Origin of the sequence: Kribbella sp. NPDC051586 (assembly GCF_044453965.1) — a bacterium.
Lineage (GTDB): Bacteria > Actinomycetota > Actinomycetes > Propionibacteriales > Kribbellaceae > Kribbella.
This window is the reverse complement of record NZ_JBITDF010000002.1, coordinates 1,335,102-1,361,018: the sequence shown is the minus strand read 5'-3', so window position 1 is coordinate 1,361,018 and position 25,917 is coordinate 1,335,102. Positions and strand designations below refer to the sequence as shown.

Genomic DNA, 25,917 nt, shown 5'->3' with positions numbered 1-25,917 from the left:
TACTACTGGAGGTCAAGGCATGTACTGGCGCCGCATCGCAGACCTGCCAACCTGGCTCAAGGCGGTCATGGTCGGCCAGCTGATCAGCTCCGCCGGCGCCCTCGCCTGGATCTACCTCACGCTCTACCTCGTCGAGGACCGCGGCATGTCGGCGCAGCAGGCCGGGTTCGCGGCAGCGGCGTACGGCATCGGGCTGCTCGGCGGCAACCTCGGCGGCGGCTGGTTCGGCGACCGCTTCGGCCTGCGTACGGCGGCTGTCGCCAGCCAGCTCGCCTGGGTCGCGACATGCTGCGCAATGCCCGTCGTCGGTGTCGCGTGGCTCGGCGTGCTCGCTGCGCTCGCCGGCCTCTGCGGCGGTGCGAGCCGCCCGAACCTCAGCGCACTCGTCGCGACCGCGCTCCCGGCCGGGCGGCGTCGCGAAGGCATCGCGTTGTCCCGCACCGCGAGCAACGCCGGCTTCATCATCGGCCCACCGCTCGGCGGACTGCTGGCGGCGTACAACTTCTCGCTCGTCTTCGTCGTCGACGCCGCGACGAGCCTGATCATGGCCGCCGTCATCTGGCGCTTCGTCCCCGCGGCGCACCGTTCGTCGACCGTCCGGGTCCACGGCCTCTGGCGCGCACTGACCCGCGACCGCTCGGTACTCGTTCTGCTCGCGACGATCGTGGTCGTTGACACCGTCTACCGGCAAATCTTCGCCACGATGCCGCTGCTGCTGCGCGACGCCGGTACGCCGGCCTTCGCGTACGGCGTACTGATCGGCGTCGGCTCGGTCGTGATCGTCGTGTTCGAGGCGCCGCTCGCGGTCCGCCTGCGCGGTCATCGCGCGACCCGGGTGATCGCGATCGGGTTCGCGCTCGTCGGCGTGGGGCTCGCGATCCTCGGCTTCTGGCCCGTGCTCGTCGGCGCGACGCTGGCGAACGTCGTGATCACGGCGGGGGAGATGCTCTACAAACCGACGGCCACCGCATACGTCGCCGACGCGGCGCCGGAGGGGATGGTCGGCCGCTACTCGAGCCTGTACGCCGCTGCGTCGATCAGCGGGATGTTCCTGGCACCGGCGATCGGCGGATCGGTCTACCAGCACGCTCCGCACGTACTCTTCCCGGTCGCGGGGGCGCTGGCCGTCGTGGCGGCCGTCGTCCAGGCGCGGGTCAGGCCTGCTGATCGGGCAGCGGAGCCGGCCGGCCCTCCCAGCGGGTCGACAGGACGACCGTCGTCCGCGTTCTGACCACGCCGTTGACGCGGCGCAGCGAGCCGACGACCGCTTCGAGTTGGGTGACGTCGGCGACCCGCACCTTGACCACCAGCTCCTGGTCGCCCGCGACGAACCAGCAGTCCTCGACGGCGACGATGTCCCGCACCTGCTCGACGATGTCGTCGGTCTCGACGTCGTCGCGCTGGAACAGCCCGATCAGCGCGCTCGTCCCGAGTCCGACCTGGTCCGGCGCGACCACCGCCCGGTACCCGAGGAGCACGCCGCGCTCCTCGAGCCGCCGTACCCGCTCCTGGACGCTCGGGCCGGACAGGCCGACGACCCGGCCGAGCTCGGCCCAGCTGGAACGGCCGTTCAGCCGGAGCGCCTCGATCAGCTGCCGGTCGATCGCGTCCATGACTCCTCCTGTTCACCACGGATTCTAAGGCTGGGAATGTCCAAGGCCTTTAATTCGTTTGTGACAACGTAGTCGAAATCGTACAATGAGAGGTACTGGGGTGAGTCCGCCCCAGCTCCGCCGTGCCAACCCAGTGAAGGAATCATGATCACCCCCGAAGTTGCCCGTGCCCATATCGACGAGCGGCACCGCGTCGCAGCGCGGGCCCGCCGCGCCCACGCCGTACCGTCTGCCTGGCGCCGGCTGCTGACCCGTCACGTCCGCCACAGCTGACCTACCGACCGCGACCGGTGTCCTTCTGGGCCACCGGTCGCTCCTGTCCGGGCGGTCACGAGATAGGCTTCGCATCATGTTCTCGATCCTCGTGCCGCAGGTGGCGGCCATCGAATCGGCCGCCGTCGAGGCGTCACACATCTCGAAGTGGTGGTTCGGCGGGTTCGCCCTGTTCGTCCTCGTCCTGCTGCTGCTCGTCACCGTCATCATGGGTAAGGGCCGGCCGCACAGCTGAGCGGCTGTCGTCTGTGCGGATTGCATGAAGGGCTGACGTGGCTTCTGTGGAGCGGGTACGACGCATCGGTGTGATGGGTGGCACGTTCGACCCGATCCATCATGGCCACCTTGTCGCGGCCAGCGAAGTGCAGGCGTACTTCGATCTCGACGAGGTGATCTTCGTCCCGACCGGCCAGCCGTGGCAGAAGTCGGACAAGAAGGTCTCCCCGCCCGAGGACCGCTACCTGATGACCGTGATCGCGACCGCGTCGAACCCGCGGTTCTCGGTCAGCCGCGTGGACATCGACCGGCCGGGTCCGACGTACACGATCGACACCCTGCGCGACCTGTCCAGGCTGTACCCGGACGCCGAGCTGTTCTTCATCACCGGCGCCGACGCGCTCGCCCAGATCCTCACCTGGCGCGACGTGGACGAGATGTTCAAGCTCGCCCAGTTCGTCGGCTGTACCAGGCCCGGGACGGAGAGTCTCGAGCTGCCGCTCGACCAGCTGCCGATGGACCGGATCACGCTGCTCGAGGTGCCGGCGCTGGCCATCTCGTCGACCGAGTGCCGCGCCCGGGTCGCCAAGGGCAACCCGACCTGGTACCTCGTGCCCGACGGCATCGTCCAGTACATCGCCAAGCGTGAGCTCTACACCAACCGTTAGGACCTGTATGTCTGCCAGTGAACGCGCCATCGAGCTGCTGACCGCGGCCGCGGCGGCGGCCCATGACAAGAAGGCCGAGAACGTGCTCGCCTTCGACGTGTCCGAGCAGCTCGCCATCACCGACGCGTTCCTGGTCGCCTCCGCCTCCAACGACCGCCAGGTCCGCGCCATCGTGGACGCGATCGAGGAGAAGCTGCGGGTCGACTTCGACGCCAAGCCGGTACGCCGCGAAGGCGCCCGCGAGGGCCGTTGGGTGCTGCTCGACTACCTCGAGATCGTCATCCACGTCCAGCACGACGAGGAGCGCGCGTTCTACTCCCTCGAACGCCTGTGGCGCGACTGCCCGGTCATCGCCCTGCCGTCGCCGGTCCCCGGCTCGGCGGTCCCGGGCTCGGCTTCCGCCGAATGACGGCGGGCCGGCTGATCGTCTGGCGCCACGGCCGGACGGAGTGGAACCTGCAGGACAAGATCCAAGGCCAAGCCGACATCCCCCTGGACGCCGTGGGACTGTCGCAGGCCCGCGCCGCCGCCGCCCGCCTCGCCGCCCTGGCCCCGACAAGGCTCTTCGCCAGCGACCTGCAGCGCGCCGCGGCCACCGCCGGTGAGCTCTCCGCGCTGACCGGCCTCAAGATCGAGTACGACGAAGCCCTGCGCGAGATCGACGTCGACGACTGGGCCGGCCTCACCTCGGCCGAACTCGCCGCCATCAACCCCGAAGCCGCCGCCCGCATGCGTAGCGGCGAATCCCAACGCCGCGGTACCAACGGCGAAACCGTCGAAGAAGTCGCCACTCGCTTCAACGGCGCCCTCCAACGCATCTCGGCCGAAGGCACCTCCGAAGACACCTTCGTCATCGCCACCCACGGCCTCGCCGCCCGCGTCGGCATCTGCGTGTTCCTCGGCATCCCACCGGCCAACTGGCCCGCATTCGGAGGCCTCTCCAACTGCAACTGGGTCTCCCTCCTCCCAGGCCGCCACGGCTGGCGAATCGAAGAATGGAACGCCGGCTCCCTCCCCGAACCAGTAATGAGCGACGACCCCCAGAAGTAGAACGACACCGCTCCGCAGCGCCTGTCTTATGGGCCGGCTCCGCCGGCGGGCAGGCCCGTCCCGCGGGACAATGCCTCGTAGCAGAGCCACTAACTGGAGTGGGACGCTGCTCCGCCGCGGCACGGCTCGTCAGCGCCAGTCCTGGTCCGCGCATGTCGGGACCGCCGCGGACCTAGCAGGGATGTGACCGGCGAGGGCAGCTCACGCGATCGGACTGAGCCGCGCATGACCGACGTACCGTCAGTCGGGGCGTCTCATGATCACGTAGCGCTCGGAGTCCGCGAGGGCGATGCGGGCAAGGGTGAAGCCCGCCGATTCCGCTTCGGCGACCAGCTCCTCGGCAGTGCCGCCGAACGGTCGCCCCGTGGCGCGGATAGCCAGCCGGCGCAGCGTGTACGCGGGCAGTTTGGCCTGGTCGGTCGGCGGCGGCATCATCTCCTGCAAAATCAGCAGCCCGCCCGGGTGAAGCGCTTGGAAGATCGCGGCCAACGTCTTCGCGCGGGTCGGCTCGGGAAAGAACGGCTGCGCCCAGAACGCCGTACCGAACCCGTCAACTTGGTCGAACTCCTGCGCATCCACACACCTGAACTCGGCCCGATCCTGCACCCCCAGCGCCTCCGCCCGCCGACGAGCCTCGTCCACCACGGCAGGCACGACGTCGATCCCGAGCACCGACGTCTCCGGGAAGATCCTAGCAAGCGTCAGCGAGGTGGTCGCCACGCCGCAGCCGACGTCCAGGAAGCGTCCAGCACGCAGCGCCTCCGACACCTCCGGCAGATGAACAAGCCAGTACTCCTCGTACACGACTTTGGTGATGTCGTTAGCCCGTCCACCCGAGCCGCGCGCGACCACGAGGGCATCCCGCTCTGTCATCGGCGTCGTACCAGGAGCCACGGCCCCGCGACTCTGCTCGAGACCCAGCACGGAAGCGTCGAGGATCTCGTCCAACCCGATCGACGCGTCGTCGGCAACGAGCTCCGCGAAACTGGGGGTCAGCCGTACGATTCCCGCCTGCTGCTCAACGACGCCATGCGCATCCAGCACCGCGAGCACGTCCTCGAACTGCACCGTCGCCAGACCCGAGAACTCAAGCAGCTCGTCACGCCCACGCGGCCGACCGAGGTACCGAAACCACCCGCGCTCTTGCAGCCCACGCAGTACGGCGAACATCCGAGCCCCGTTCGCCCAACCCTGCACCTTCGCGGAGGCCTCCCCGGAGAGCGCGTACCGATCGAGCAGTTCCTGTTCAGAAGCGTTCACCACAAGCCCAACCTAGACACCCACCAGCTCACCCGGTGCGCCGTCGTCCCGGACCGTCATACCTGCCTCTCAAGCCCCCATCCAGCGCCTCCAGCACCCCGCTCCCCACCTCACAAGCCCCACGAGCCAACCGATTTTTCTTTGCCGCCCCCCATCCGCTAAACTTCCGGAGTCCGCAAGACACCGCGGGGCTTTGGCGCAGTTGGTAGCGCGCTTCCATGGCATGGAAGAGGTCAGGGGTTCGAATCCCCTAAGCTCCACCGCAAGAGATCGCAGGTCAGGAGGCACTTTCGCCTCCTGGCCTGTTTTCGTTTGAGGGCCCAGTGGGAGAGATTTGGGAGAACCGCTCGCCTCCCACCAACTCAGGTGTCACGTGGTCATAGACCCGACCCGTGCCCTTCATCTTGTGACCGAGCCGAGCGCGGCGAGCGACCTCCTCGATGCCGTCCTCGGTCAACCACGTGGCGTGCGTGTGTCGCCCCTCGTGGAATCGGAAGCCAGACAGGATCGCAGGCATGTGGCGCTCGGAAGACGGGTTGGTCGGATCGACGCCGTCCCATGCCGGCCGCCAGAAGCGCTGACGGAGTTCGAGCGGTACCAGGGCTTCCCTTGCAGCGAGGTGAACACGAACCAACTCCCACTCGGTCGGGTCGCCGAGGAGCAGCTCGTAGGTCGACGCGATGCTCAGAGGTAGCGAGACCGGAAGGTCGCGATCGGGGTCTGGGCTGGGGACGTCGACCCGGACGACCGGAGGCAAGCGTTGGTGACCAGAGCGACGAAGCTCCGGGGCCAGCTCGCGAACCGCCGCGACGTAGTCTTTTCCGACTCGGCAGAAGACCCGCTGACGAACCCAAGCTGCATTGCGCCTAGCTGTCGTGTGCCACCCTGATGTCTGACGTTTCCGTGCCAGCTGATGGTTGACACCCTGGTCTAGGAGACTGAGGGGACGACGCTCGTACGGGTGCTCCGTCGGCCTACGAATAGGGTCACGGGGTGGATCACCAGTACAAGGAACACCCCACGGTGACGTGCTCGCTGGTGGTTGGGCAACTCGTCCCCGTGCCGGACTCGCTTGAGGCCGATGTCACGGTGTGGCTCGGGTTGCCCGAACATGGCGAAAGCGGCCAGATATGGGAGGGCTTGGTCGCCAAGCGGCTGGCTGGCCAAGACAGGGTTGAGATTCGAGCCATCCCAATGTTCGCCTACGACCTGAACTACGGCGATGAGGTTGCAGTCGTGGCCTCTGCGGAGGGATCCCTGGTGGCGACGGGTATCTCGAAGGACAGCCGCAACTACACGTTCCGGATCTGGCTCGAGCATGGCGACTCGGATCAGATACGTCAGATCCTCACTGAGTTCGGCGGGATGGGATGCCTGGTCGAGGCGTACAGCGCCAAACTCATGGCGCTTTCATGCCCGCCAGATGCAGCCCAGGCCGTCGCAGACGCGCTTCAGAGCGGCGAACTTGAGGGGCGTTTCGTCTACGAGTCCGGCCGCCAGAGGACACGCTGACATGCCGCGTTCCGCGCGGTCATGCCGGTGACAACCATCAGCTGGCACGCGACTGTCAAGCATCAGCCGTCACAGGACATGCATTGCGCCTAGGTGTGATCCGCCAACAGATCTGCGACGCATCTCCGCCAACTGATGTGCGACAGGCTAGGACCCTGTCCATGTGTCGGAGCAACGCACGGATCTGCCGAATTGAGGGCGTTGGTTCCACTTGGGTGACGTTGCGGCGCTCAGAGGTCAGGCCGTCGTGCGCAGTGCATCCAACGCGACAAGGCCAGGGTAGCTCTGTCGTGATGGGTACTGGCGGCGGCAGTAGCAGGACCAGTAGCTGGTCGCACGCTGTTCGGTGAGCGCCGCGTAGCACGGATTGTCGGCGAGGAAGGTCGCGAAACCCTGGACCATGTTCGGGCGAGTCGGCAGGCGCTCGAGGACGAAGCGCTCGACGTCGGCACAGATCTCGACGACGTACTCGCCGAGGAGCTGGACAACGAACGGAATGATGCAGGCGTCGTCCGACGCAAGGATCCGGGACACGAACTCTTGGCGGACGAATCCATCGTGATGACGGGAGTAGATGCAGGACAAGACGAGCGAGCGTTCGTCGTCGAGCTGTTGGAGGAGCGACTGCTCGGGCCTCGGGTTATAGATCCTGCAGGGGATGGACACCTGTTCGCTCCCGAGACGGAGGCCCGGACAGGCACGTTTGTAGGTTGTCGCGATATCCCCAGCCGGCTCGTAGTCGCTTGCTGGTAGCGACCCGACGACCTCCGACGCGGCGGCGTGCAGGCGCGTTGGGAAGGCTCGCACCAGGGTCTCGATCACCCGAGGACCATAGCCGCCACAACGCACTGATCTGCCGCCGACAGTGAAGCGAGGTCGTGCCGATGAGCGCGCACCGGCTAGGTGTTCCTAGCGGAAGTTCTCTGGCGGCTGGAGCGCGAAGCGCTCGCAGAGCACAGCGACGTCGTGTCGGTCGGTCTCACGCAACTCATAGCCGGTGTGGTTCTCCAAGGCGAATTCAGGACGTTCGCATTGAACAGAGACGCCGGCAATCTCACCCTCACCCGAGAGGTCCTCTTGAGTGAACATGAACGGCGCGTTGAGACTGCCGTAGTGAAGTCGGCCGTCGCTCAGAGTCTCGTAGAGGTGAAGATCTACGCGACGACTGTGGCCATCATGCAAGACGAAGTTCCAGGGACGGTCGCCGGGCCAAGGGTAGAGCCGATCGACTCCTTGGTCGGCGAAGGCTGCGACGAGACCTTCGAAGTCAACGGCGTCTACCCAGATGTCGAGATCTAGATGTTCCCGGGTCTGTTTCCCTACTAGTGCATCGACTGCCCAACCTCCGCCAACGCATGCTGCGACTCCGTGCCCCTGCAGGGCCGTAATCAACGTGCGCGCCGCTTCTGGCGGCATAGCGTGTTCCGTCATGCCCTCAGACTCTCAGGCCAGGCAACTCCATTACTGCAGTCGCAACCCACCTCGGAACTGGAAGTCTGCCGGCCGTGAATCCCCAGCGACGCACGGATCTGCCGCGATCCGCGCTTTCGACTGTCGCGGACGAGTGTCGCGCATCATCCGACGGAGGACAGTTGGCTTCTTCGTTCGGTCTGACAAGTTTCTCTACGTCTTCAAGACGGGCCCTCCAGGGGGCCCGAAAGCGCGTCGCCACCACAGGGCGGGCCGCCTGCTCGCCGCTCCGCTTCGCTGCGCTCTGGGCGCGTCCCTTGGCTTGGCGCGCACGTGCCAAAGGGTGCAGGATCGAAGACAGCCGAACTCGCCGTCAAGGCTCGACCCCCTGTCGCCATAGCTGGAAAGGCCGGCCACGCATCTCGCGCTGGGTTGCCCAGGCCGCGCGCCTGTCCGTGGGCTCCCGCATCGCCCCGCTAGCAATCATGGAACGGACGGCCCGGCACGGCACGCGTCAAGGGCGCCTGCGGCGTCCCTCCGGGATCTCCGACCCTTGACCCGCCCCGCACCGAACCTAAGGTCGGCAGCTATCGGGGCGATGCGGGAGATCTGCCCGTGGTCTTGACACGTAAGCGTCAAGACGTCTCATCGGCTCCGCCTAGAGGCGCGGGTGAAGTTGAAGCGGCAGAGGCAGAAAGCGATTGCGAACTCGGATAGCACCGCTGAAGATCGATTGCGATACGAAAGGCAGCATATCTATCCTGGACGTCTTTCTCCTTGGCCCGCGACTGACTGGAGGTATGCTTTGCGAGGAGCTCGGCGATTTGTTCCTTCGTAGGCGCTGCTCCACTCACGGGATACATCTTGCCGATGTCGAGCGCAACTGAAATCGTCCTTGAATCGACCGTTCCCTCGTCTCGGTCACCGAGCCAGCGCATGATGCTTTGAAAAGCAACCATGTGAACTGGCGGGTCCTGATCCATGAACGAGCGCCGACCCTCAAGGATGCGCCACGACTTTCGCCAGGGAGACCGAGTACGCCAGCGTTTGCCAGCCACACGAACCGACGCTCGCATTCGACGAAGTGGACGCATCCCCAGGTTCGTTCTACTCTCGCGCGCCGCATCGATCGCGCTCCACGCATCGAAGACGTACGTAACTCGATCGAATGGCTCCAGTCGAACCGTCGAGTCAGTCGACCCCTGACCAAACTTCATCGGCGCTGGGCCAATCGAGTGATGGCCAAGACGAAATCTGCCAGACCGCCCGAAATCCAAATTCACATCTGAGAGAGTTACCGCGGAGCGACTGATATTTTCAATTTCAACTTCCACGGCTTCCATATACCAGCCACCCTCTTTGACGACGGCCGCCTTCAGGTTTGGCCACGATCGGGTCGACCGGCGGATGCGATAATCATCGACGAGGGCCGGATTCATCCGGACCCGAACGCGGCCTCCCTCAAGCAAGTATTTGACCAACTCCCACAAGGCCACGGCGACAGATATCACCAATGCGAGCTTGGCCGTAGTCGAATCGTCCATGCCTGCCATTATGAGGCCCACTGAGCGGGTCGGATGCTTACATCGAAGATCTCCTGCGGTCTCGCCAGCAGAACGCCTCGCCTGGGCGGTCGATTGGCTGCAGACGGCTGGCCTCGAACCAGTCTCCGCGCATGCAGCCAGACCCCAGCGCGAAGCGCCGCAAGCCGCGAGAGGCGAAGGATTGGCCTGCACCTGACCGTCGTCGACGCGGTTGCAGTAGCGGTTGCAGTACGCCGCCGTTCGCGATCCTTCGTGATCGACCGATCGACTTTAAATTAAGGATTCTGCGAACTGTGGTGACCGACGTCGGACACTGGACGGCCAAGCTCATACCTTGAGGGCCCGGCACCTGCCAGCGCGCGCCGCTTAGCAAGAGCGCGGCGTATTCGGCGATGATGAGCGGGTGCGTAACTATCTCTCGGCCGCCCCGAAGTGGGTCGTAGCCCTGATCGCTGGGGCCGGCTTTGGAACTGGGATGGGGAGCTTTATCAGGAACGACGGCTCGAGTTGGACAGAGACCATCGTCAGTGGGCTCATCCTGGGCGTCGCCTTCGGCATCCCCATGGCATTCTGGTTTGACAAAGAACAGCGCAAGATGCGCGCGGTCGAGGGAGACATCCCGACCGAAAAGTTGAAGGCCGCGCATCGCGCCGCCATGCGCGGACCTGTACCCGAGGATCCAGAGATACGGGTGGCCGCTCTGCGAATCGCCAGCCATCAGCTGCGGGAGTACGGGCAGATACGCAAGCCTCTCCGCATCGTCTTGGCGCTGCTCGTGCTGACCTTCAGCGTGCTGGGGAGCGTGACCAATTCGCCTTGGTACCTGCTGCTCGCCGTTGCGCCTGCCTCCATACTCGCCGAGGCGTTCTACTTGCCCAGGCGTGCCCGTGGCCGAATCAAGTTGCTGTCCGAACCAACGGAACGTGATCACTGACCAACTCGCGATCCGATCGGTGCACGATCTGCGAGCCGCAATTCGCAACGGGGGAGAGGAGCCGGCAGGCTATCTGACCGCCTACCACCGTGGGAGGATTTTGGGAGCGAACCACGCGTAACAACGGTCTTGAAGTGGCTCCAACCCGCAGGAACCAGGATGGCGAAAACGCCTTGTAGGTAAGGGAATGAGCGTTGTTCCGTGTAGGCCAGCCATACGATCCCCGCCCATGGCATAGAAGAGGTCAGGGGTTCGAGTCCCTAAGCTCCACCGCAGCTCAGAGGCCGGCTTCCGTTTGGGAGACTGGTCTCTTGCATGACCGGAGAGGCTAGGTCTCCGTGAGCTGCAGATCGGGGAAGATCTCGTCTATCTTCTTCGCTGCTGTCCCGAGCACCGGCCGCAGCCCGCGCCTGTAGGACTTCTCAGGCCCAGTCCAAGCTCGGGCGGGGCCGAGGCGTTTGCTCAGGGGGCGGCCTGGTTGGATCTTGCTTTCGCCGACGATGGCTGTGCGGACGTGCCAGCTGATGGGGGTGGCGACGTGGACCGACCTCAGGCGGGAGGGTCGCCTGCATGAGCTTGTAGCCGTGACCACGGAGAAATTGGATTGGAACGCCGATGGTTGATTCGCAGATTGTGGCGTTGGGCGGTGGCGGCTTCTCGATGGAGCCGGACAATCCGCTGGTGGACGACTACCTGCTCTCGCTGGTGCCGACGGACCGCAGGCCCCGGGTCTGTTTCGTTCCGACCGCCAGCGGCGACTCCGAGGGGTACAGCGATCGCTTCCTGGCAGCCTTCGGCCCGGATCGTGCGGAAGCGACAGTGCTGTCCCTCTTCAAACGCTCGGTGGCCGACCTGGACGCCTTGATCCTGGACCAGGACGTCGTCGACGTGGGCGGTGGCAACACCGCGAACCTGCTCGCCATCTGGCGGCTGCACGGACTCGACGCAGCGCTCGAGAAGGCCTACCGAGCTGGCGTGATCATGGCCGGGATCAGCGCTGGGATGAATTGCTGGTTCGAGGCCTCGGTGACGGACTCGTTTGACACGAACGGCTGCGGTCCACTGGCCGACGGGCTCGGGTTCCTTCCCGGCAGCGCCTGCCCCCATTACGACGGCGAGGCTCTCCGGCGTGACACCTTTCTCAGCCTGGTCCGGGCCGGCTTCCCGGCCGGTTACGCCGCCGAGGACAGCGTTGCATTGCACTTCACCAATGGGCACCTGGCGAACGTCGTCAGCTCACGTCCCGACGCGAGTGCCTACGCTGTCTTCCTGGGCGATACCGGGCTATCCGAGGAGCGTTTGCCGGCCAGGTATCTAGGCGCGACATCGGACTCCCGATGACCGCCGCACGGGAGGCTAGCCGGGAGGCAACCGCGATAGCTGCGGCGGATCGAGCTGGACTTCCATGGACGCACCGGTTCGAGCACAGGGCCGCAGCTCGTGCCGGTGGACCTTCTCCGTCACGACCGTGCTGATGTGTCCTGCCAGTGCGGCTATGTCCTCGATCGGCACGCCCTGACTCGATAGCAGGGAGACGAAGGTGCGGCGCAGTTCCCGTGGGTGTCCAGTTCGCACTGTTCAGACATATTCAGCTCCTACTCGGATGAGCCGGGGCCTCCGAGGTCGCTACGTAGCGCTGCCTGCTGTTCGACCATCCGAGATGATGGCGGCGTGAACCTGTTCGAGAAGGCGCCGGTGCGGGCTTCGGGAGTGCTGCCGGTTGGTGGAGTGCATCAGATCTATTGGGAAGAGTCGGGAAATCCAGACGGTGTTCCGGCTGTGTATCTGCACGGTGGACCCGGTGGTTCGCTCAACGAGGGCGGCTATCGGACCAAGTTCGATCCGGCCAAATTCCGGATCATCGGTCTCGACCAGCGTGGCTGCGGCCGCTCCACGCCACGCGTGACAACGCCGGGCTACGACCTCGGTGAGAACTCGACCAGCTTCCTTGTCGACGACATCGAAAGAGTCCGCGAACACTTGGGTGTCGAACGCTGGCTGGTCAACGGTGTGTCCTGGGGATCGACGCTTGCACTCGCCTATGCCCAGGTGCATCCGGACCGGGTCACAGGCGTCGTACTGATGGCAGTCACGACGACCGATCGATTTCAGGTGGATTGGATCACCGAGACAGTCGGGGCGATCTATCCCGAAGCCTGGGACCGCGTCGCTAGTCATGCGGAGCTGGCAGGTGTTGGATACCGTCGTGGTGAAGGCCGGTTGATCGAGGCCTACGCCCGCCTGATGACCCACGCCGATCCCGTCGTGCGCGACGCCGCGTCGTACGCGTGGATTGACTGGGAGGACAGCCACGTGTCGATCGGCAGTGAAGCCACGCACACCGGAGGGCGCTGGGACGATCCGGACTACAGACATGCTTTTGCGACCCTGGTGACGCACTACTGGGCGCACGACGCGTTCCTGGATCCACCGATCCTCGATCGGATGGAACGACTACATGACATCCCCGCCACGCTGATCCACGGACGTCGCGATGTGAGCGGCCCAGTGGTGGTTGCGTGGCGGCTCCACCGCAGTTGGCCCGGCAGCGAGCTGATCGTCGTAGAGGACGAGGGCCACGGTGGACCATCAATGGTCGAAGCATGGTGCCTCGCCAATGGCCGCCACGCTGGCAGACTGGAGCGAGAGCGCCGCAAGTAGCCCGTCGCTCGGACCATCTCGGCAACCGCCGAAGGCAGCCTCCGATCCAGCGCCGCCAAGCGAGCTTCACACCGGTTCGACGGTGGGTGGTTCGGAGACCTCGACCCAGCTTGCCGACTCGGCCGCACGGCCCTCCTGCGTTTGACAGGCGCCTTCGGCGTCGATGCCGAGACCGAGACCGAGACCGAGACACCAGCGGATGCCAACCGGCGCTGACGGGTCAAGTGCGGCTGATGAGTGACTGACTGAGCGACAACTGCCATGTGCAGGTCCCGGCGATGCGGGAGGACTGCGCGTTTGGCGCCTTGCTCAGCAGGATCAGTCGGCCGATCTACACGCCGGCCGCGTGCTCCCGGTCCGTCGTGATCTGTGATCTGGTCGTGTGGCTAATCCTGGCGTTCTGGCAGCCGGGGGTGCTCGGTCGGATAGAACGTGGTCATGAACGCGTGAGCTTGACCTCGACCGCTGCTTGGTAGCTGGGAGAACTCGTTGACCAGCTCGAGGACACGGTCCCAGAACTCGTTGGCAACGTCGTCGTCTATCCAGGCATAGCGCTTGATGGCTCGAAGTCTGTCGTTGGCGTGAGCGGGGCCGGTTTCGGCGGCCCACTCTGCCATCGGGTTGGGAATCAACTCGGTCTGCTCAGGGGTGATCTGACCAACTCCGAAGAGTCGGGCAGTTCGTCCATAGAAGCGTTCCTCTTGACCTCGGATCATGCGGGTGCGGACGACCTTGAGCATCCCGGCCTCGACCAGCAGGCCGACGTGATAGGCAACGGTGCTCTTCGGGCGCTGCACGGCGATCGCGAGTTCTTGCACCGAGGCTGCCCGTTCGAGCAGCAATTGGAGCAGCGCGCCGCGGAAGGGATCGAACATCGCCTTGAGCTCTTGGTTCGAGGTGACGATGTGTACGTCGTCGAGCTCGTAATCCGGCACCTGCTGACTGGTCGACATTTCTCGTATAGTGTACCGCGAGCACTGATCGAATGATTTGAATCAGTCTCGTCCGGCGAGGCCGTGTCGACGCGACGGCCTTGGGCGGGCTTCGGGACGGACGACGAACGACGAGGTATTGGATGCCTGACGACGTGACGGCCCGGCCTTATACGGTCCGCGCCCTGGATGAGTCGACCTGGGATGCGTTCGCGGAGTTGGTGGAGCGCAACGGCGGTGTGTTCGGCGGTTGCTGGTGCATGGGCCACCATGCAATGGAGGATGGGCGGACCTACCGCGGCCAGACGTACGACAAGCGGGCGAAGAAGCATGAGCTGGTCCGGGCGGGACGTGCTCACGCCGCGCTGGTCTTCGATGCGGACGGTGTGGTGCAGGGCTGGGCGAAGTACGGCAGGCTGTCGGAGCAACCGATCATCGAGCACAACCGCCTGGCTTACGAGGAGGATCCGCCACCGTCGCCGGATTGGCGCATCACCTGCTACTACACCGATACGCGGCACCGTCGCCGAGGTGTCGGCCGGGCTGCGCTGGAAGGCGCGCTGGATCTCATCGCACTGGCCGGCGGTGGCCTCGTCGAGGCGCTCCCTGAGGTGACCGCGGGACGTACTGCGCATGGCCGGTTCCTGTTCGAGATGTCGGTCGAACTGTACGAGGACTACGGGTTCGAGCGCGTTCGTCAGATCGGCAGGCACCGATGGATCGTCAGCCGGAACGTCGGCCTGACGGATCAAGGGCTCCGGCCCGAGCTCTCGGACTACCAACCAGCACAGGGAGATGAACTATGAACCGGCTGTTCGAGGAGGAGATTCGCGGGCATCACAGCATGCGTGATCACCTCTTGACCTTGGTGTCCGACGCCGACCTCGCCTACAAGTTGCCCGGCAACAACCCGACCCTCGGCGAACTGCTTGTCGAGATGGGAGAGCTCCAAGGCGTCTACACCCATTCCTTCGAAACGTTCTCTCTCGATTGGGCCCACCGGCAGTTGCCGGCCCCGGCTCCAATCACGGTCGCCAACCTGCGCACGTGGTTCAATGCGCAGGATGAGGCGATGAAGGCAGCTCTGGACAAGTTCAGCGAGGAAGAACTGGGCATCGACAGGATCGATCGCGGCGGCTTCGTCGCGTCACCTTTTGTTCAGCACATGATCTATCGCGAGGCGGTCTACATCGTCTACGGAAAGCTCAGCGTGTACCTACGCGCGCTCGAACGCGATGCTGGCAAGGGCTGGGCGGCATTCGTAGGGTGACAATGCACGGCGTCTAAGTCTGCAGTTATGTCGGCTGTGTCGGCTCTGTGATTCAGCGCGCGCGGCGGTAGTGCATGGCCACCACGCCGTTGCGGAGGGGCTCCGCTGAGAGCAGTTCGAGTTGGCGCGTGGCGGGCAGGCCGCCCTGGTACAGCGTCGGGCCGTGGCCGGCGATCCTGGGATGGACAAGCAGCTGGTACTCGTCGATCAGGTCCAGCCGGTCGAGCTCGGTCGCGAGCTTGCCGCTTCCTAGGAGGACCCCCGCAGGGGTCGCGTCCTTGAGTTTCTGCACGCCCTCGCGCAGATCGCCGGCGATCTGGTGGCTGTTGGTCCAAGGGAAGTCCGTGCGCGTCGACGACACCACGTACTTGGGCTTGGCCTCAAGCTTGACCGCCCACTCGCGCAGGGCCGGCGGCGCTTCCTCGTCGCCGCGGGCGACGGCCGGCCAGTAGCTCTCCATCATCTCGTAGGTGACGCGACCCCACAGCATTGCCCCGCGCTCGTCCATGAGACGGGTGAAGAAGGCGTGCGTCTCGTCGTCGGCGATCCCCTCCTGATGGTCGACGCAACCGTCCAGGGTCAGGTTGAGGCTGAAGGTGAGGAGTCCCATGGCCGGCGAGTCTAACGCCGCTACGGCGGCGCGTCCGTCGTTCGCCGCACCACCTCACTGAAGCCCCAGGCCGCAACAAGCCGTGTGGACCGCACGGAGCGCGGCGGCTGTCGGGAGGCAACGACCGCGCACAGCGATGGACGGTTCTGAACGTGCACCGACTCCCCGATCGGTCGGTCCCAGGGACGCGATCGGTCCGGAAACCCCTGGCATGGAAGTGCGCAGGGTTCGAATCTCCGAAGCTCCATCAGAAACTCAAATGCCGGTTTCCCGCTCGGGAGACAGGCCTGTTGCATTAGCCGGGAGGCTCAGCCTCCTTGAGCTGTAGATCGGGGAAGATCGTTCTATGGGCGCTGACGGGGATCGTTCGCAGCGGGCTTTGCTCATCACCGGCTCCGTGGGGGTGGGCAAGACCTCGGTGGCGGAGGCTGTCGGGGAGTTGCTTGCTGGAGCCGCGATTCCGCACGCTGTCATCGATCTGGACTGGCTGGCTCGTTACTGGCCCAGCGCGACGGATGACCCGTTCAACTTCGCCTTGGAGTTGCGCAACCTTCGGAGTGTGGCACGCAACTACCTCGCCGCGGGCGCGGACCGCTTGGTGCTGGCGGGCGTTGTCGAGAGCCGAGCTGGTCGGGAGCGGTATGCCGAAGCGATCGGCGTTGATCTCGCCGTGTGTAGGTTGAGCGCGGATCTGGCGGTCATCCGGCAGCGGCTCATGCAGCGGCACGGGAATGGGGACGACGGTCTCCGATGGCACCTGCGGCGCTCGCGGGAACTCGAGCAGATCCTCGACCTGGCCGGTGTGGAGGACTTCACGGTAGCCACCGATCGCCCGGTGGCCGACGTAGCAAAGGCCGTGGCCACGGCGGCCGGCTGGGTGTAAACACGCGCCGTCCCGGCCGGATGGCCTCGGTCGGCCCAGACTGTCGGCTGGCCTGCATGGTCGTCCAGCGCTCCTTGGCAACGGCGTTACCAAGGAGCGACGCGTTACGAGTGGGGTTCTTGTCCGCAGGTTAGGTGTGGTCATTGACGCTTGGTGAGGGCAGTTTGGGGCACGTCAAAGGACACATGAACGGGCCTGTGCAAACTGACTGGCGCCGCCACCGGGCCCTGCCTGAGGCTGGGGACATGGACACCCGAGAGATCGAGTTCGTTGAGTTCGATGACGCCGCATTTCCGGCACTGCTGAGGTGCCAGGTTCTGTCGTTCCTCCGTTTGCAGTGGCCAGAGGGCTTCACCGGGGAACTCCGCTATAGAGACTGGATCACGAGATCGGACCTGACGCCGTACCACCTTCTGTATGTGGCGCATGGCCTGGTCGTCAGTCATCTGGAACTCGTCCGCGTCACCCTCGAACATGAGAACGTCTCCTACGAGGTCCGCAGCCCAACCGCTGTGCTGACCTACCCGTCATTCCGAGGGGAAGGCTGGGCCAAGAAGCTTGTGGCCGAGGCTGTCCGCCGCATCGACGCAAGCGACGCCGACCTCGGAATTGTCTATTGCAACCCCGACCTCGAAGGCTTCTACGCTAGCTGCGGATGGACGTCCATGCCTGGAGCACGCACAGTGGTCGGGCCCGAGCCGACGAAGGCAGCAGAGTCGACGGACATGATGCTGATGCGTTTCCTAACTGACAAGGGACAGCGCGGCCGAGAGAGTTTCCTCCGGTCACCATTGTGGATCGCAGAGGAGTGGTAGGTCTGTGCCCGGATCGGACCGTCCGGCACCCACGCCAGCCATCGAACACCTCTACGTTGTGCCAGGCAGCAGCAGCCCCGCAGACCGACCGGACGCCGCCGGTGCGCGCGTCACAGCTGCTGGTGGGGCGCTGCTTCAGGACGGGGCCGGCCGTCGGATGTACGCCGATCCGGCGCAGTTGAAGCACTCGGGTTTCAGTGTTGGAACGGCTGGCGCAGGACGGGCTCGTCTTCGCGTCCCGCGCCAGCCGGATTGTGGGATCTGCTCGTAGGTTCAGGGGTCGGAGTCGTACAGGAGGAAGTGCGCCCCCGTGACCCGCTCGAACTGGTGCTTGATCGATGCGGGGTTCCCGACCAGGGCCAGGTGTCGCCACTCCGGCAGCAACACTGTGGTGATCTCGTCGCAGCTGGCCGAATGGACCAGGGCGTCGAAGGCGGCGGGCGCCGAGGCTGGATCCTCGACGTACACCGGGCCCATGGTGCAGCCCTCGAGCTTGGCGATCGTGCTGAATTCGCGCTTCAGCTCTTCGATGTGTGGATCGGACAGATACAGGTCTCGCCGGGCATAGCCGAGCAACATCGGCGGCACCTCGTCAGACGGCGTTCCCAGAACCGGAACCACGAGCCACGCCGGTGCCGGCCGTTCACGAGTCAGAAGCATCTGGATTCACCGTCGCAGGAGCCGGCTCGATGGTTACCCGGAGGCTCGCGAAACGTCTGGTCATCGCGGCGTGATAGCGCAGGGCCGCGGCCGGCTCATCCGTGTAGTCCGCAATGACGTGTACGCCGAACCAGACACGGACGCGCCTGCGAACTGGAACAGCGGGCCAGGCGGTCGTCATTCGCCACGCACCTCCCGCGCTATATCGCGCAGCATGAAAGCGTAGAGCACGCCGGCCATCAGCCAGAGGGACCACAGTTCCGGTATCACTTAGCGTCACCTCACCGTTGCGGTTGGCACACTTTGTGCCGAGAAGCTTCCTGCCGGTCGAGCGGACATCACCATGAACGCGACCGGACATCTGCCTGACATCCGCCTGCCATTGGGCCCTCAGCAGCGCCGAGGACACCCTGACGCGAGGTGCTGCTTCAGTGGGAGACTCACTGGGACATGACGACCTAGGGGGAGTTCAAGGCATGGAAACAGATGCCCACGACGGATCAGGGCCGGGGGCGGCCGGGCAACGAGTGCTCGCGATCATGGACAAGGCGATCGCCGTTCAAAGTTCACTGGTGTACAAGAACATCGCTCGTGCCCGCCAGCGGAACCCGGAGGCGACACCAGCGCAGGTGATCCGCAGTCTGGAGCGGATGTACGTCAGCGCCTTGACCGGGACGGGTGCCGCAGTTGGAGGAGTTGCGGCCGCGCCCGGCGTTGGCACGGGAGTCGCACTGGCCCTGTCGGCAGGCGAGAGCTTTTCAACTCTGGAGTTGAGCGCCCTCTTCGCGCTGTCGATCGCCGAGGTCCACGGAGTGCCCATCGACGAGATCGAACGCCGCCGGACGATCGTGATGGGGATCCTGCTCGGTGGGTCCGGCTCCGCCACCATCGGCAAGGTCGCCGAGCGCACCGGGCAGCACTGGGGACGTCAGGTGGTTGCCAAGGTGCCGGTCGAGACGCTGCGTCAGATCAACAAGGTATTGGGAAAGAACTTCGTCACGAAGTACGGGACCAAGCAGGGGATCATCGTCCTCGGTCGAGTGGCACCGTTCGGCATCGGCCTTGTAATTGGTGGCGGTGCCAACGCTGCCCTCGCCGCTCTGGCGGTCAAGGCCGGCCGCCGCGCGTTTGGACCGCCCCCGGCATCGTGGCCAGAGCCGACGGGCAGCACGCAACCATCGCCGGCGGACCCGAACGGCTGACCGCTGAACGGATCGGTTGCTCGATCAGCAGGTTCAGCCGGCTGCGTCGAGATAATCGTTTGTCGCTGGTGGATGTCGGTGGAACGTTGGATTGATGATCACACTGAGGACCGCGACGCGAGATGACATCCCGGTGCTGGCCTCTGTGCTGGCGAACGTCCAGGCGCAGGCCGATCCCTCGATCGATGTCGAGGAGCAGCGGCGGGGCATGACCGAGGCAATCAACGGCTACTTCGGTCTGGACGAGCCGGAAAGCATTCTGTCGATCGTCGAGTACGACGGGGTGCCGGTCGGCCGGCTGCGCGTCGTACGTTTCGACGACCGGATCTTCCTCGGCGGCCTGCAGATCCATCCGGACTTCCAGCGCAGAGGAATCGGTACCGAACTCGTCACCGCCCTGCAAGACGAAAGCCGATCCGCAGGCAAGCCTCTGGTGCTCACCGTCGAGCGCGACAACACCAGAGCACGCACGCTCTACGAACGCCTCGGCTTCGAACTGAACAGCGAATCCGACCAAGAAGTCCAGCTCGCGTACACCCCGAACTGATGCCCGGATCGCGGCGGCGTACCGAGCCTGCACCGTCGTCGATTCTGCGGGTCGATTCTGATGACCGCTATGTGAACCATTATCAGGTATAGTGGTTCACGCAGCGGTCATTAAGATGGTAGGTGGAGTAATGGCTAGGCCAATGTCGGCTCGGGCTCGGTTGGGGGCGGAGCGGATTGGGGAGCATCTGGCTGCGTGGCGCAAGCTCGAAGGGCTGACCGCTGCGCAGGTTGCTGAGCGGGCGGGGATCTCTCGGGGAACCCTGCGGCGGCTGGAGACCGGCGAGACGACCGTGGGGCTCGACGTCCTGCTGAACGTGGCGCGGGCTCTCGGTGTGCTTGATCGAGTGGTTGAGGCCTTCGATCCCTACGAGACGGATCTGGGACGGGCGCGCGCCGACGAGGTGCTTCCGAAGCGAGTGCGGCGATGACTACTTCGCTCTTGGTCTCTGTCGACCTGGACGGTGAGCCTGTCGAGGTCGGATCGGTGTACTTCAGCCGTCGTCGAGGTACGTCGTCGACCTCGTTTCAATACGCTCCGAGCTACCTCGCCGACAAGCGCGCCTATCCCATCGACCCAGCTCTCGGGTTGTTTGCCGGGCCTCAACAAGCCGATGGACTTCCTGGTGCGTTCGCAGATTGCTCGCCGGACCGGTGGGGCCGGAGTCTCATCACCAAGCGCCTCCAAGCGCTGGCGCTTCGGGAGGCGCGCACTGCGCCGTCGCTCGGCGATGCCGACTTCCTCGTCGGTGTCAGTGACCTGACCCGCCAGGGCGCGCTCCGATTCAGGTCTGCTGCCGATGGTCCTTTCCTCGATCCAGATCTCCAGGTGCCGAAGTTGGTCGAGTTGCCGCGCCTCCTGCAGGCCGTTGATCAGGTGTCCGGCGACAGCGACGACCTGGCCGCGATCAAGGCGCTACTGGACGCGGGTTCGGGTTCACTCGGTGGGGCGCGACCAAAGGCATCGGTCCGCGATGGAGATCGCTTGCTTATCGCGAAGTTCCCGCACCGCGGTGATGACTGGGATGTGATGGCGTGGGAGAAGACAGCGCTGGACCTGGCGGAGCGGGCCGGGATCGAGGTCCCGGGGAGTGAGCTGCTACAGATCGACGGTCGGCATGTCCTGGTGCTCGACCGGTTCGACCGTGACGGCGTACGGCGTCGCGGGTACATCAGCGCGATGACCTTGATCGAAGGACGCGATGGCGACGTGCGCGACTACGTCGAGGTCGCGGAGACGCTTACCGACCATGGCGCGCGGGTCAAGAGCGACCTTCACGAGTTGTGGCGGCGGATCGCGTTCTCGGTTGCGATCCACAACACTGACGACCATCTGCGTAACCACGGCTTCCTGCGTGAGGCAGGGGGGTGGCGCCTGTCGCCGGTCTTCGACATCAACCCGAACCCGATCGCTTCCGAAGCGCGCGTGACCGGAATCGGCGGCGCACGCAGCCGAACGGACGAGCTCTCGGGACTGATGACGTACGCCGAAACCTTTGACCTGAACGTGCGTGACGCACAGCGAATCCTGCGCGAAGTTGGCGATGCGACGGCCGACTGGCGCAGAGTCGCTGCCTCACATGGGATTGGCGAGGCCGAGCGTCACCGCTTCGAGCCGGCCTTCGACGGACTCCGCGAGCAGATTGCGACTGTTGCAGACCGCGCAGCGGGCGAGGGTGGAGCAAGGGCTCTCGCGGGCGGCCAGCCCCGCGTGCAACGGGGTTCGACGCGGGGCGGCCAGTTCGCCGCCCGTCCCGAGCGAGAGCGTCCATCCTCATAGCTGGAACTGCAAGTTCCGTCAAAATCGTCATGACTACGAGCCGGCCCGACCTGATCCGACACCGCTCGCCAAAGTTGTTTCGGGAGATGGCAGCGACCTATCGATCGAGGTGCGGGATCGTTGCTGTGCGCTCATGGCCGACTGCTTCGAAGCCGACTCGGGGCGCCGAGATCGTCCGCACCGTCGCGACCCTCTTCGGCATGCGCCAGTACATCGCGTTCGACCACGGACCTCACTTCTGGTGCTTCCAAGGGGCGCCGCAGCTGAGGGCTTGAGTCGTCGGATGGTGAATCGGCTAGGAGACGTCGGGTCTGGTCATCAGGGGGGACCGCAGGTGGAGCGTGAGGTTGGCTGTGGTCAGGGGGACCGTGGACCAGGTTGCGGTTGCTGTGCTCGTGGTGGTGTCGACTGTGAGGCGGACTCGGTGGGGGGTGGTGATGACGTAGAGGTCGGCGATGAACTTGTTGTTCTGCCAGGCGCCTGAGGCGATGACCGGGCGGCCGAGGGGGGAGGATTCGGGCCAGGTGTTGTGGCCCGCCTCGATGGTGAGGGATGGGCCCAGGTGTAGGAGCCAGCCGCCGTCGATGGGGTCGACGGTGATCGGGGTTCCGTCGGGTAGGGCTGAGCTCTCCGGCGAGGCGTCGAGGGTTGCCTTGGCGGAGCGGGTGGGGGCGGCTGAACCAGGGACAGTTGGCATGGAGAGTTGTCGAAGGCGGTCGGCGAGGCGGTGGTCGTCTTCGGGGGTTGCGGGGGCGTCCAGTCCGGGGAGCAGGTGGTCCCAGAAGAGGCCGGGTACGGCGTTCGTCGGGCCGACGGCACCGGTCAGGGCGATGACGAGGTCGTGGGACGGGACGACTACGCAGTACTGGCCGAAGGAGCCGTGGCCGAAGTAACCGTGGCGGGAGATCCAGAACTGGTAGCCGTAGCCGGCGACGAAGTCGGGGTTCGGCGACCAGTTGGGAAGGGGAAGGGTCTCGATGTGACCGCGAGTTGCCAGCTCGACCCACTCGCGCGGGACTAGTTGTTGGTCTCCCCAACGGCCTCCGCGGAGGAGCAGTTCACCGAAGGCGGCGATGGCCTCGGTGGTGAGATGCAGGCCGTGGAATCCGAACGCTTTGCCGCTCGCCACGCGGTCCCATTCGGCGCCCTCGATACCCATCGGTTTGAAGAGGCGTTCGTCGAGCAGCCCGGGGAGATCGCGGCCGGTGACGCGCTCGACCATCCGGGCCAGGATGAAGGTGGTCGCGTTGTCGTAGTCGTGTTGCGTGCCCTCGACCGCGGTGAACGGTGCGCGCAGGAAGCCTTTGATCAGGTCGTCCGGCTCCAGTTGCCACGCTTCCTCGAGGCTGTCCTTGCCGTGACCGGCCGTCATGGACAGCAAGTGGTGAACGTTGATCCGCCGTCCCTGCTCCGAGATGTCGTCCGGCGCGTGGTCAGGCAGTACGTCGACCACCCGATCGTCCAGCGACAGCAGCCCGTCGCCGATCGCGAGACCGACAGCGATCGAGGTGAACGACTTGGTCAGCGAGTACAGCAGGTGCGGGCGTTCGGCGGAGTACGGCGCCCACCAGCCTTCCGCGACGACCTGACCGCGGTGCACGATCATGATCGAGTGGCATTCGATGGCCTGCGCCTCGAGATCGTCCAGCAGCGCGAGGATCGAACTGGACGAGATCCCCGCGGCGGAGGGCATCGACCGCGGCAATAGGGAGCCCTGAGAAGCCATCCGGGCACAGTAACAAGCAGACCCGATCGGGTCATGCGATATATACCTTGCTTCTAAGGGCAAATGACCAGGCGCGAGCGGTGAGCGGCGTACCTGGACGGCCGCCCCGACCTCGCAAGGAGCGCCGTCCGGTGCGCTCTCACCCTCGCTTGGCCGTGAAGGTCAGGTGGGTGATGCCCGACGGGGTCGAGACGGCCTCGATGGTGTAGGTCTGTTCGAGGGATTCGAGGCCGTCCCAGAGGCGGACGCCGCGGCCCAGGAGGATGGGGACCTGGGCTACGTGCATGTAGTCGATCAGGCCTTCGGCGAGGAAGTCGCGGACCACGGTCGCGCCGCCGCCGATGCGTACGTCGGCGCCGGCGGCGGCCTCGCGGGCCTGGGCGAGCGCCTCCGCCGGGGTGGCGTCGAGGAAGTGGAACGTCGTACCGCCGTCCATCTCGATCGACGGGCGCGGACGGTGGGTCAGGACGAGGACGGGGGAGTGGAACGGCGGGTTCGGGCCCCACCAGCCCTTCCAGTCGGCGTCGTCCTGCCATCCGGGCGGACCGAACTTGCCGGCGCCCATGATCTCGGCGCCGATCCCGGGGTTGTGCTGCTCGGCGAAGGCGTTGTCGGCGCCGAGCGTGCCGCCGGACCGGTCGTCCTCGCCGCGGAAGAACCGCGTGCCGACGAACCACTCGTGCAGGCGCTCACCGGCGTGCCCGAACGGGGCGTCCAGCGCCTGACCCTCGCCGGTCCCGAACCCGTCCAGCGAAATCGAAAAGTTGTGAACCCTGACCTCAGACATGTTTCATGCTCCTTCAGCTGGGACATCGTCACCAACAGGTCGGACCCGACCAAGCCGCTTTGACATGCCACCTAGCGTTTCGCCGTCGTGTAGGTCAGGTGAGTCACCCGGGACGACGCGTCGGTGCGGGTCTGTCGAAGCGCGATCCGGTCCGGGTCCACGTTGTCGAACAGGCGGATGCCGGTGCCGAACAGCACAGGTGACATGGTGATCGAGAACTCGTCGATCAGCCCGGCGTCCAGGTACTGCTGGATCGTGTCCGCACCGCCCGAGATGCGGATGTCGCGGTCGCCGGCCGCCTCCCGGGCCTGGAACAGCGCGCTCTCGATGCCGTCGTTGACGAAGTAGAACGTCGTACCGCCCGGCCGCTCCCAAGGCTCGCGCTCGGTGTGGGTGAGGACGAACACCGGGGTGTGGAACGGCGCCTCCTCCGGCCACGCCAGCTCGCCGGCGTCGAACATCCGCTTGCCCATGATGTTCGCCCCGATGCGCTCCTGCGTCGCCCGCGAGAGGTCGTTGTCGACCCCTTCCTCACCGCCCTCGCCGAGCTTGAGGTTCTCCCGGAAGTGGCGCTGCGGGAACGCCCACGCCTGCAGCTCCGACCACTTCCGCAACCAGCGCTGGGCCCTCGGATCGTCCTGACCGGCGGGCGAGAAGACGAGCTCGGCCGGGACGTGTTCCGGCGCCATGAAACCGTCGAGGGACATCGTCACGCCGAAAAACACCGTGCCTGCCATCAGTCTTCAGCTCCCTTGAGTTGGGCGACGTACGCCGCCAGGTTGTGCAGCGTCTGCTCGCCGCCCTCGATCGCGTGGTACCTGTCCACCGCCTCGTCGCGCAGCTCCTTGGTGGGGAACACCGTGCGCATCACGATCCACGTCTGCTCGCCCGCCGCCTCGAAGGTCAGCAGCGACTCGAACGCGTTCGGATCGTCGCGGGACTCGCCGTGCAGCAGCGCGATCCGCTCCGGCGGGACGATCTCCCGCCAGGTGATCCATTCCTGGTACTCCGTCCCGTCCGGACCGTGCATCGCGAAGTCCCACGTCCCGCCGACGCGGAACTCGAAGGAGCGTGTCGTGGTGGTGAAGCCTTCCGGTCCCCACCACCTCGACAGGTGCCGGACCTGCGTGAACGCCTCGAACACCAACTCCTGCGGGGCGCCGATCGTCCGGGCGACCACAATCTCGCGGTCCGCGGGCTCGCCGGCCCTACTGGTCGTCGTCATCGAAGGGACCCTCCTGCTTCAACTCCTGCAGATATTCGTCCAGCCGGCCGAAGCTCTCGCTCCAGAACCGCTCGAAGCCGCCCACCCATTCGTGGATCGGCCGCAGCCCCCGCGCGTCCAGGCCGTACAGCCGTTGCTTGCCCGCCCCGCGGACCCGCACCAGCCCGACCTCCCGAAGGACCCGCAGGTGTTTTGACGCCTGCGGCTGGGTCATCTCCAGGTCCCGCGCCAGGTCGGTCACCGGCCGCTCGCCGCCCCGCAGCAGCACCAGGATGTCGCGCCGCCGCGGTTCGGCGATCGCGTTGAACGCGTCCGAGGTCGTCGCCGCTCGAGCCATGCC

The 25,917-nt window shown here is 65.5% G+C and carries 31 protein-coding genes and 1 tRNA gene; 19 read left to right on the top strand and 13 right to left on the bottom strand.

What is annotated here, in order from left to right; all coding sequences use genetic code 11:
* Positions 1-19 precede the first annotated feature (19 nt).
* Positions 20-1,231 (top strand): MFS transporter, encoded by a 1,212-nt coding sequence (locus tag ACIA58_RS16830; protein ID WP_396404559.1) that lies wholly within the window; start codon positions 20-22, stop codon positions 1,229-1,231.
* Here ACIA58_RS16830 and ACIA58_RS16825 read toward each other — a convergent pair.
* Positions 1,155-1,613, bottom strand: a complete 459-nt coding sequence (locus ACIA58_RS16825; protein WP_396404558.1) for an Lrp/AsnC family transcriptional regulator — start codon at positions 1,611-1,613, stop codon at positions 1,155-1,157. The genes ACIA58_RS16830 and ACIA58_RS16825 overlap by 77 nt on opposite strands.
* 144 nt (positions 1,614-1,757) lie before the next feature.
* Here ACIA58_RS16825 and ACIA58_RS16820 point away from each other — a divergent pair, with 144 nt between their 5' ends.
* The 5 genes from ACIA58_RS16820 (at position 1,758) to ACIA58_RS16800 (ending at position 3,820) form a co-directional block, all read left to right on the top strand.
* Complete coding sequence (locus ACIA58_RS16820; protein WP_363865573.1) at positions 1,758-1,886, top strand: hypothetical protein; 129 nt, start codon at positions 1,758-1,760, stop codon at positions 1,884-1,886.
* A gap of 76 nt (positions 1,887-1,962) precedes the next feature.
* Positions 1,963-2,121 (top strand): hypothetical protein, encoded by a 159-nt coding sequence (locus ACIA58_RS16815; protein ID WP_396404557.1) that lies wholly within the window; start codon positions 1,963-1,965, stop codon positions 2,119-2,121.
* Positions 2,122-2,158: 37 nt separating this feature from the next.
* Positions 2,159-2,770, top strand: coding sequence for a nicotinate-nucleotide adenylyltransferase (nadD, locus tag ACIA58_RS16810; RefSeq protein WP_396404556.1), 612 nt, complete (start codon positions 2,159-2,161; stop codon positions 2,768-2,770).
* A gap of 7 nt (positions 2,771-2,777) precedes the next feature.
* Positions 2,778-3,179 (top strand): ribosome silencing factor, encoded by a 402-nt coding sequence (gene rsfS, locus ACIA58_RS16805; RefSeq protein WP_396404555.1) that lies wholly within the window; start codon positions 2,778-2,780, stop codon positions 3,177-3,179.
* Complete coding sequence (locus tag ACIA58_RS16800; RefSeq protein WP_396404554.1) at positions 3,176-3,820, top strand: histidine phosphatase family protein; 645 nt, start codon at positions 3,176-3,178, stop codon at positions 3,818-3,820. Before rsfS ends, ACIA58_RS16800 begins: the two co-directional genes overlap by 4 nt.
* A 240-nt stretch (positions 3,821-4,060) precedes the next feature.
* On the opposite strand, the gene ACIA58_RS16795 is transcribed toward ACIA58_RS16800, so the two are convergent.
* Positions 4,061-5,080, bottom strand: a complete 1,020-nt coding sequence (locus tag ACIA58_RS16795; protein WP_396404553.1) for an SAM-dependent methyltransferase — start codon at positions 5,078-5,080, stop codon at positions 4,061-4,063.
* Between the two features lie 187 nt (positions 5,081-5,267).
* Here ACIA58_RS16795 and ACIA58_RS16790 point away from each other — a divergent pair.
* Both ACIA58_RS16790 and ACIA58_RS16785 read left to right on the top strand, forming a co-directional pair.
* Positions 5,268-5,340 (top strand) — tRNA-Ala (locus tag ACIA58_RS16790).
* A 733-nt stretch (positions 5,341-6,073) separates the two neighbouring features.
* The gene (locus tag ACIA58_RS16785) at positions 6,074-6,592 is read left to right on the top strand and encodes a DUF4265 domain-containing protein (RefSeq protein WP_396404552.1); all 519 of its coding nucleotides are present in this window, start codon (positions 6,074-6,076) and stop codon (positions 6,590-6,592) included.
* A 237-nt stretch (positions 6,593-6,829) separates the two neighbouring features.
* On the opposite strand, the gene ACIA58_RS16780 is transcribed toward ACIA58_RS16785, so the two are convergent.
* From ACIA58_RS16780 to ACIA58_RS16770, 3 genes are all read right to left on the bottom strand, one after another.
* Positions 6,830-7,414 carry a hypothetical protein gene (locus ACIA58_RS16780; protein WP_396404551.1) on the bottom strand — a complete coding sequence of 195 codons (585 nt, stop codon included), beginning with the start codon at positions 7,412-7,414 and terminating at the stop codon, positions 6,830-6,832.
* An 87-nt stretch (positions 7,415-7,501) separates the two neighbouring features.
* Complete coding sequence (locus tag ACIA58_RS16775; protein ID WP_396404989.1) at positions 7,502-8,008, bottom strand: nucleotidyltransferase domain-containing protein; 507 nt, start codon at positions 8,006-8,008, stop codon at positions 7,502-7,504.
* A gap of 629 nt (positions 8,009-8,637) precedes the next feature.
* The gene (locus ACIA58_RS16770; RefSeq protein ID WP_396404550.1) at positions 8,638-9,546 is read right to left on the bottom strand and encodes a hypothetical protein; all 909 of its coding nucleotides are present in this window, start codon (positions 9,544-9,546) and stop codon (positions 8,638-8,640) included.
* A 403-nt stretch (positions 9,547-9,949) separates the two neighbouring features.
* On the opposite strand from ACIA58_RS16770, the gene ACIA58_RS16765 reads away from it, so the two are divergent.
* From ACIA58_RS16765 to pip, 3 genes are all read left to right on the top strand, one after another.
* The gene (locus tag ACIA58_RS16765; protein WP_396404549.1) at positions 9,950-10,480 is read left to right on the top strand and encodes a hypothetical protein; all 531 of its coding nucleotides are present in this window, start codon (positions 9,950-9,952) and stop codon (positions 10,478-10,480) included.
* 615 nt (positions 10,481-11,095) lie between these two features.
* Complete coding sequence (locus ACIA58_RS16760) at positions 11,096-11,821, top strand: Type 1 glutamine amidotransferase-like domain-containing protein (protein ID WP_396404548.1); 726 nt, start codon at positions 11,096-11,098, stop codon at positions 11,819-11,821.
* A gap of 330 nt (positions 11,822-12,151) precedes the next feature.
* A complete protein-coding gene (pip, locus tag ACIA58_RS16755) occupies positions 12,152-13,141 on the top strand; it encodes a prolyl aminopeptidase (RefSeq protein ID WP_396404547.1) in 990 nt (329 codons plus the stop codon).
* A gap of 386 nt (positions 13,142-13,527) precedes the next feature.
* Here the strand turns inward: pip and ACIA58_RS16750 are convergent, their stop codons facing one another.
* On the bottom strand, positions 13,528-14,094 hold the full coding sequence (locus ACIA58_RS16750) for an ArsR/SmtB family transcription factor (protein ID WP_396404546.1): 567 nt from the start codon (positions 14,092-14,094) through the stop codon (positions 13,528-13,530).
* A 122-nt stretch (positions 14,095-14,216) separates the two neighbouring features.
* Between ACIA58_RS16750 and ACIA58_RS16745 the strand changes: the two genes are divergently transcribed.
* Positions 14,217-14,879 carry a GNAT family N-acetyltransferase gene (locus tag ACIA58_RS16745; RefSeq protein WP_396404545.1) on the top strand — a complete coding sequence of 221 codons (663 nt, stop codon included), beginning with the start codon at positions 14,217-14,219 and terminating at the stop codon, positions 14,877-14,879.
* On the top strand, positions 14,876-15,343 hold the full coding sequence (locus ACIA58_RS16740) for a hypothetical protein (protein WP_396404544.1): 468 nt from the start codon (positions 14,876-14,878) through the stop codon (positions 15,341-15,343). Before ACIA58_RS16745 ends, ACIA58_RS16740 begins: the two co-directional genes overlap by 4 nt.
* 52 nt (positions 15,344-15,395) lie before the next feature.
* On the opposite strand, the gene ACIA58_RS16735 is transcribed toward ACIA58_RS16740, so the two are convergent.
* Entirely contained in the window at positions 15,396-15,953 is a 558-nt protein-coding gene (locus ACIA58_RS16735; protein ID WP_396404543.1) for a dihydrofolate reductase family protein, read from the bottom strand.
* A 346-nt stretch (positions 15,954-16,299) separates the two neighbouring features.
* Between ACIA58_RS16735 and ACIA58_RS16730 the strand changes: the two genes are divergently transcribed.
* Together ACIA58_RS16730 and ACIA58_RS16725 are read left to right on the top strand one after the other, a co-directional pair.
* A complete protein-coding gene (locus ACIA58_RS16730; RefSeq protein WP_396404542.1) occupies positions 16,300-16,836 on the top strand; it encodes an AAA family ATPase in 537 nt (178 codons plus the stop codon).
* Between the two features lie 245 nt (positions 16,837-17,081).
* On the top strand, positions 17,082-17,651 hold the full coding sequence (locus tag ACIA58_RS16725; RefSeq protein ID WP_396404541.1) for a GNAT family N-acetyltransferase: 570 nt from the start codon (positions 17,082-17,084) through the stop codon (positions 17,649-17,651).
* Positions 17,652-17,924: 273 nt separating this feature from the next.
* On the opposite strand, the gene ACIA58_RS16720 is transcribed toward ACIA58_RS16725, so the two are convergent.
* A complete protein-coding gene (locus ACIA58_RS16720; RefSeq protein WP_396404540.1) occupies positions 17,925-18,230 on the bottom strand; it encodes a hypothetical protein in 306 nt (101 codons plus the stop codon).
* A 557-nt stretch (positions 18,231-18,787) separates the two neighbouring features.
* On the opposite strand from ACIA58_RS16720, the gene ACIA58_RS16715 reads away from it, so the two are divergent.
* The 4 genes from ACIA58_RS16715 (at position 18,788) to ACIA58_RS16700 (ending at position 21,839) form a co-directional block, all read left to right on the top strand.
* Positions 18,788-19,513 carry a hypothetical protein gene (locus ACIA58_RS16715; RefSeq protein WP_396404539.1) on the top strand — a complete coding sequence of 242 codons (726 nt, stop codon included), beginning with the start codon at positions 18,788-18,790 and terminating at the stop codon, positions 19,511-19,513.
* A gap of 94 nt (positions 19,514-19,607) precedes the next feature.
* On the top strand, positions 19,608-20,060 hold the full coding sequence (locus tag ACIA58_RS16710; protein WP_396404538.1) for a GNAT family N-acetyltransferase: 453 nt from the start codon (positions 19,608-19,610) through the stop codon (positions 20,058-20,060).
* A 130-nt stretch (positions 20,061-20,190) separates the two neighbouring features.
* Positions 20,191-20,490, top strand: a complete 300-nt coding sequence (locus ACIA58_RS16705) for a helix-turn-helix domain-containing protein (RefSeq protein ID WP_396404537.1) — start codon at positions 20,191-20,193, stop codon at positions 20,488-20,490.
* A complete protein-coding gene (locus ACIA58_RS16700; RefSeq protein WP_396404536.1) occupies positions 20,487-21,839 on the top strand; it encodes a type II toxin-antitoxin system HipA family toxin in 1,353 nt (450 codons plus the stop codon). Before ACIA58_RS16705 ends, ACIA58_RS16700 begins: the two co-directional genes overlap by 4 nt.
* A gap of 295 nt (positions 21,840-22,134) precedes the next feature.
* On the opposite strand, the gene ACIA58_RS16695 is transcribed toward ACIA58_RS16700, so the two are convergent.
* The 5 genes from ACIA58_RS16695 to ACIA58_RS16675 all read right to left on the bottom strand — a co-directional run bounded on the left by ACIA58_RS16695 (position 22,135) and on the right by ACIA58_RS16675 (position 25,914).
* A complete protein-coding gene (locus ACIA58_RS16695; RefSeq protein WP_396404535.1) occupies positions 22,135-23,565 on the bottom strand; it encodes a serine hydrolase domain-containing protein in 1,431 nt (476 codons plus the stop codon).
* A gap of 139 nt (positions 23,566-23,704) precedes the next feature.
* A complete protein-coding gene (locus ACIA58_RS16690; protein ID WP_396404534.1) occupies positions 23,705-24,352 on the bottom strand; it encodes a dihydrofolate reductase family protein in 648 nt (215 codons plus the stop codon).
* Between the two features lie 71 nt (positions 24,353-24,423).
* Positions 24,424-25,089: a dihydrofolate reductase family protein gene (locus tag ACIA58_RS16685; protein WP_396404533.1), complete on the bottom strand. Its 666-nt coding sequence runs from the start codon at positions 25,087-25,089 to the stop codon at positions 24,424-24,426.
* Positions 25,089-25,577 (bottom strand): SRPBCC family protein, encoded by a 489-nt coding sequence (locus ACIA58_RS16680; protein WP_396404532.1) that lies wholly within the window; start codon positions 25,575-25,577, stop codon positions 25,089-25,091. The genes ACIA58_RS16685 and ACIA58_RS16680 overlap by 1 nt, the downstream gene beginning before the upstream one ends.
* Positions 25,561-25,914: an ArsR/SmtB family transcription factor gene (locus tag ACIA58_RS16675; protein WP_396404531.1), complete on the bottom strand. Its 354-nt coding sequence runs from the start codon at positions 25,912-25,914 to the stop codon at positions 25,561-25,563. Before ACIA58_RS16675 ends, ACIA58_RS16680 begins: the two co-directional genes overlap by 17 nt.
* Positions 25,915-25,917: the final 3 nt, after the last annotated feature.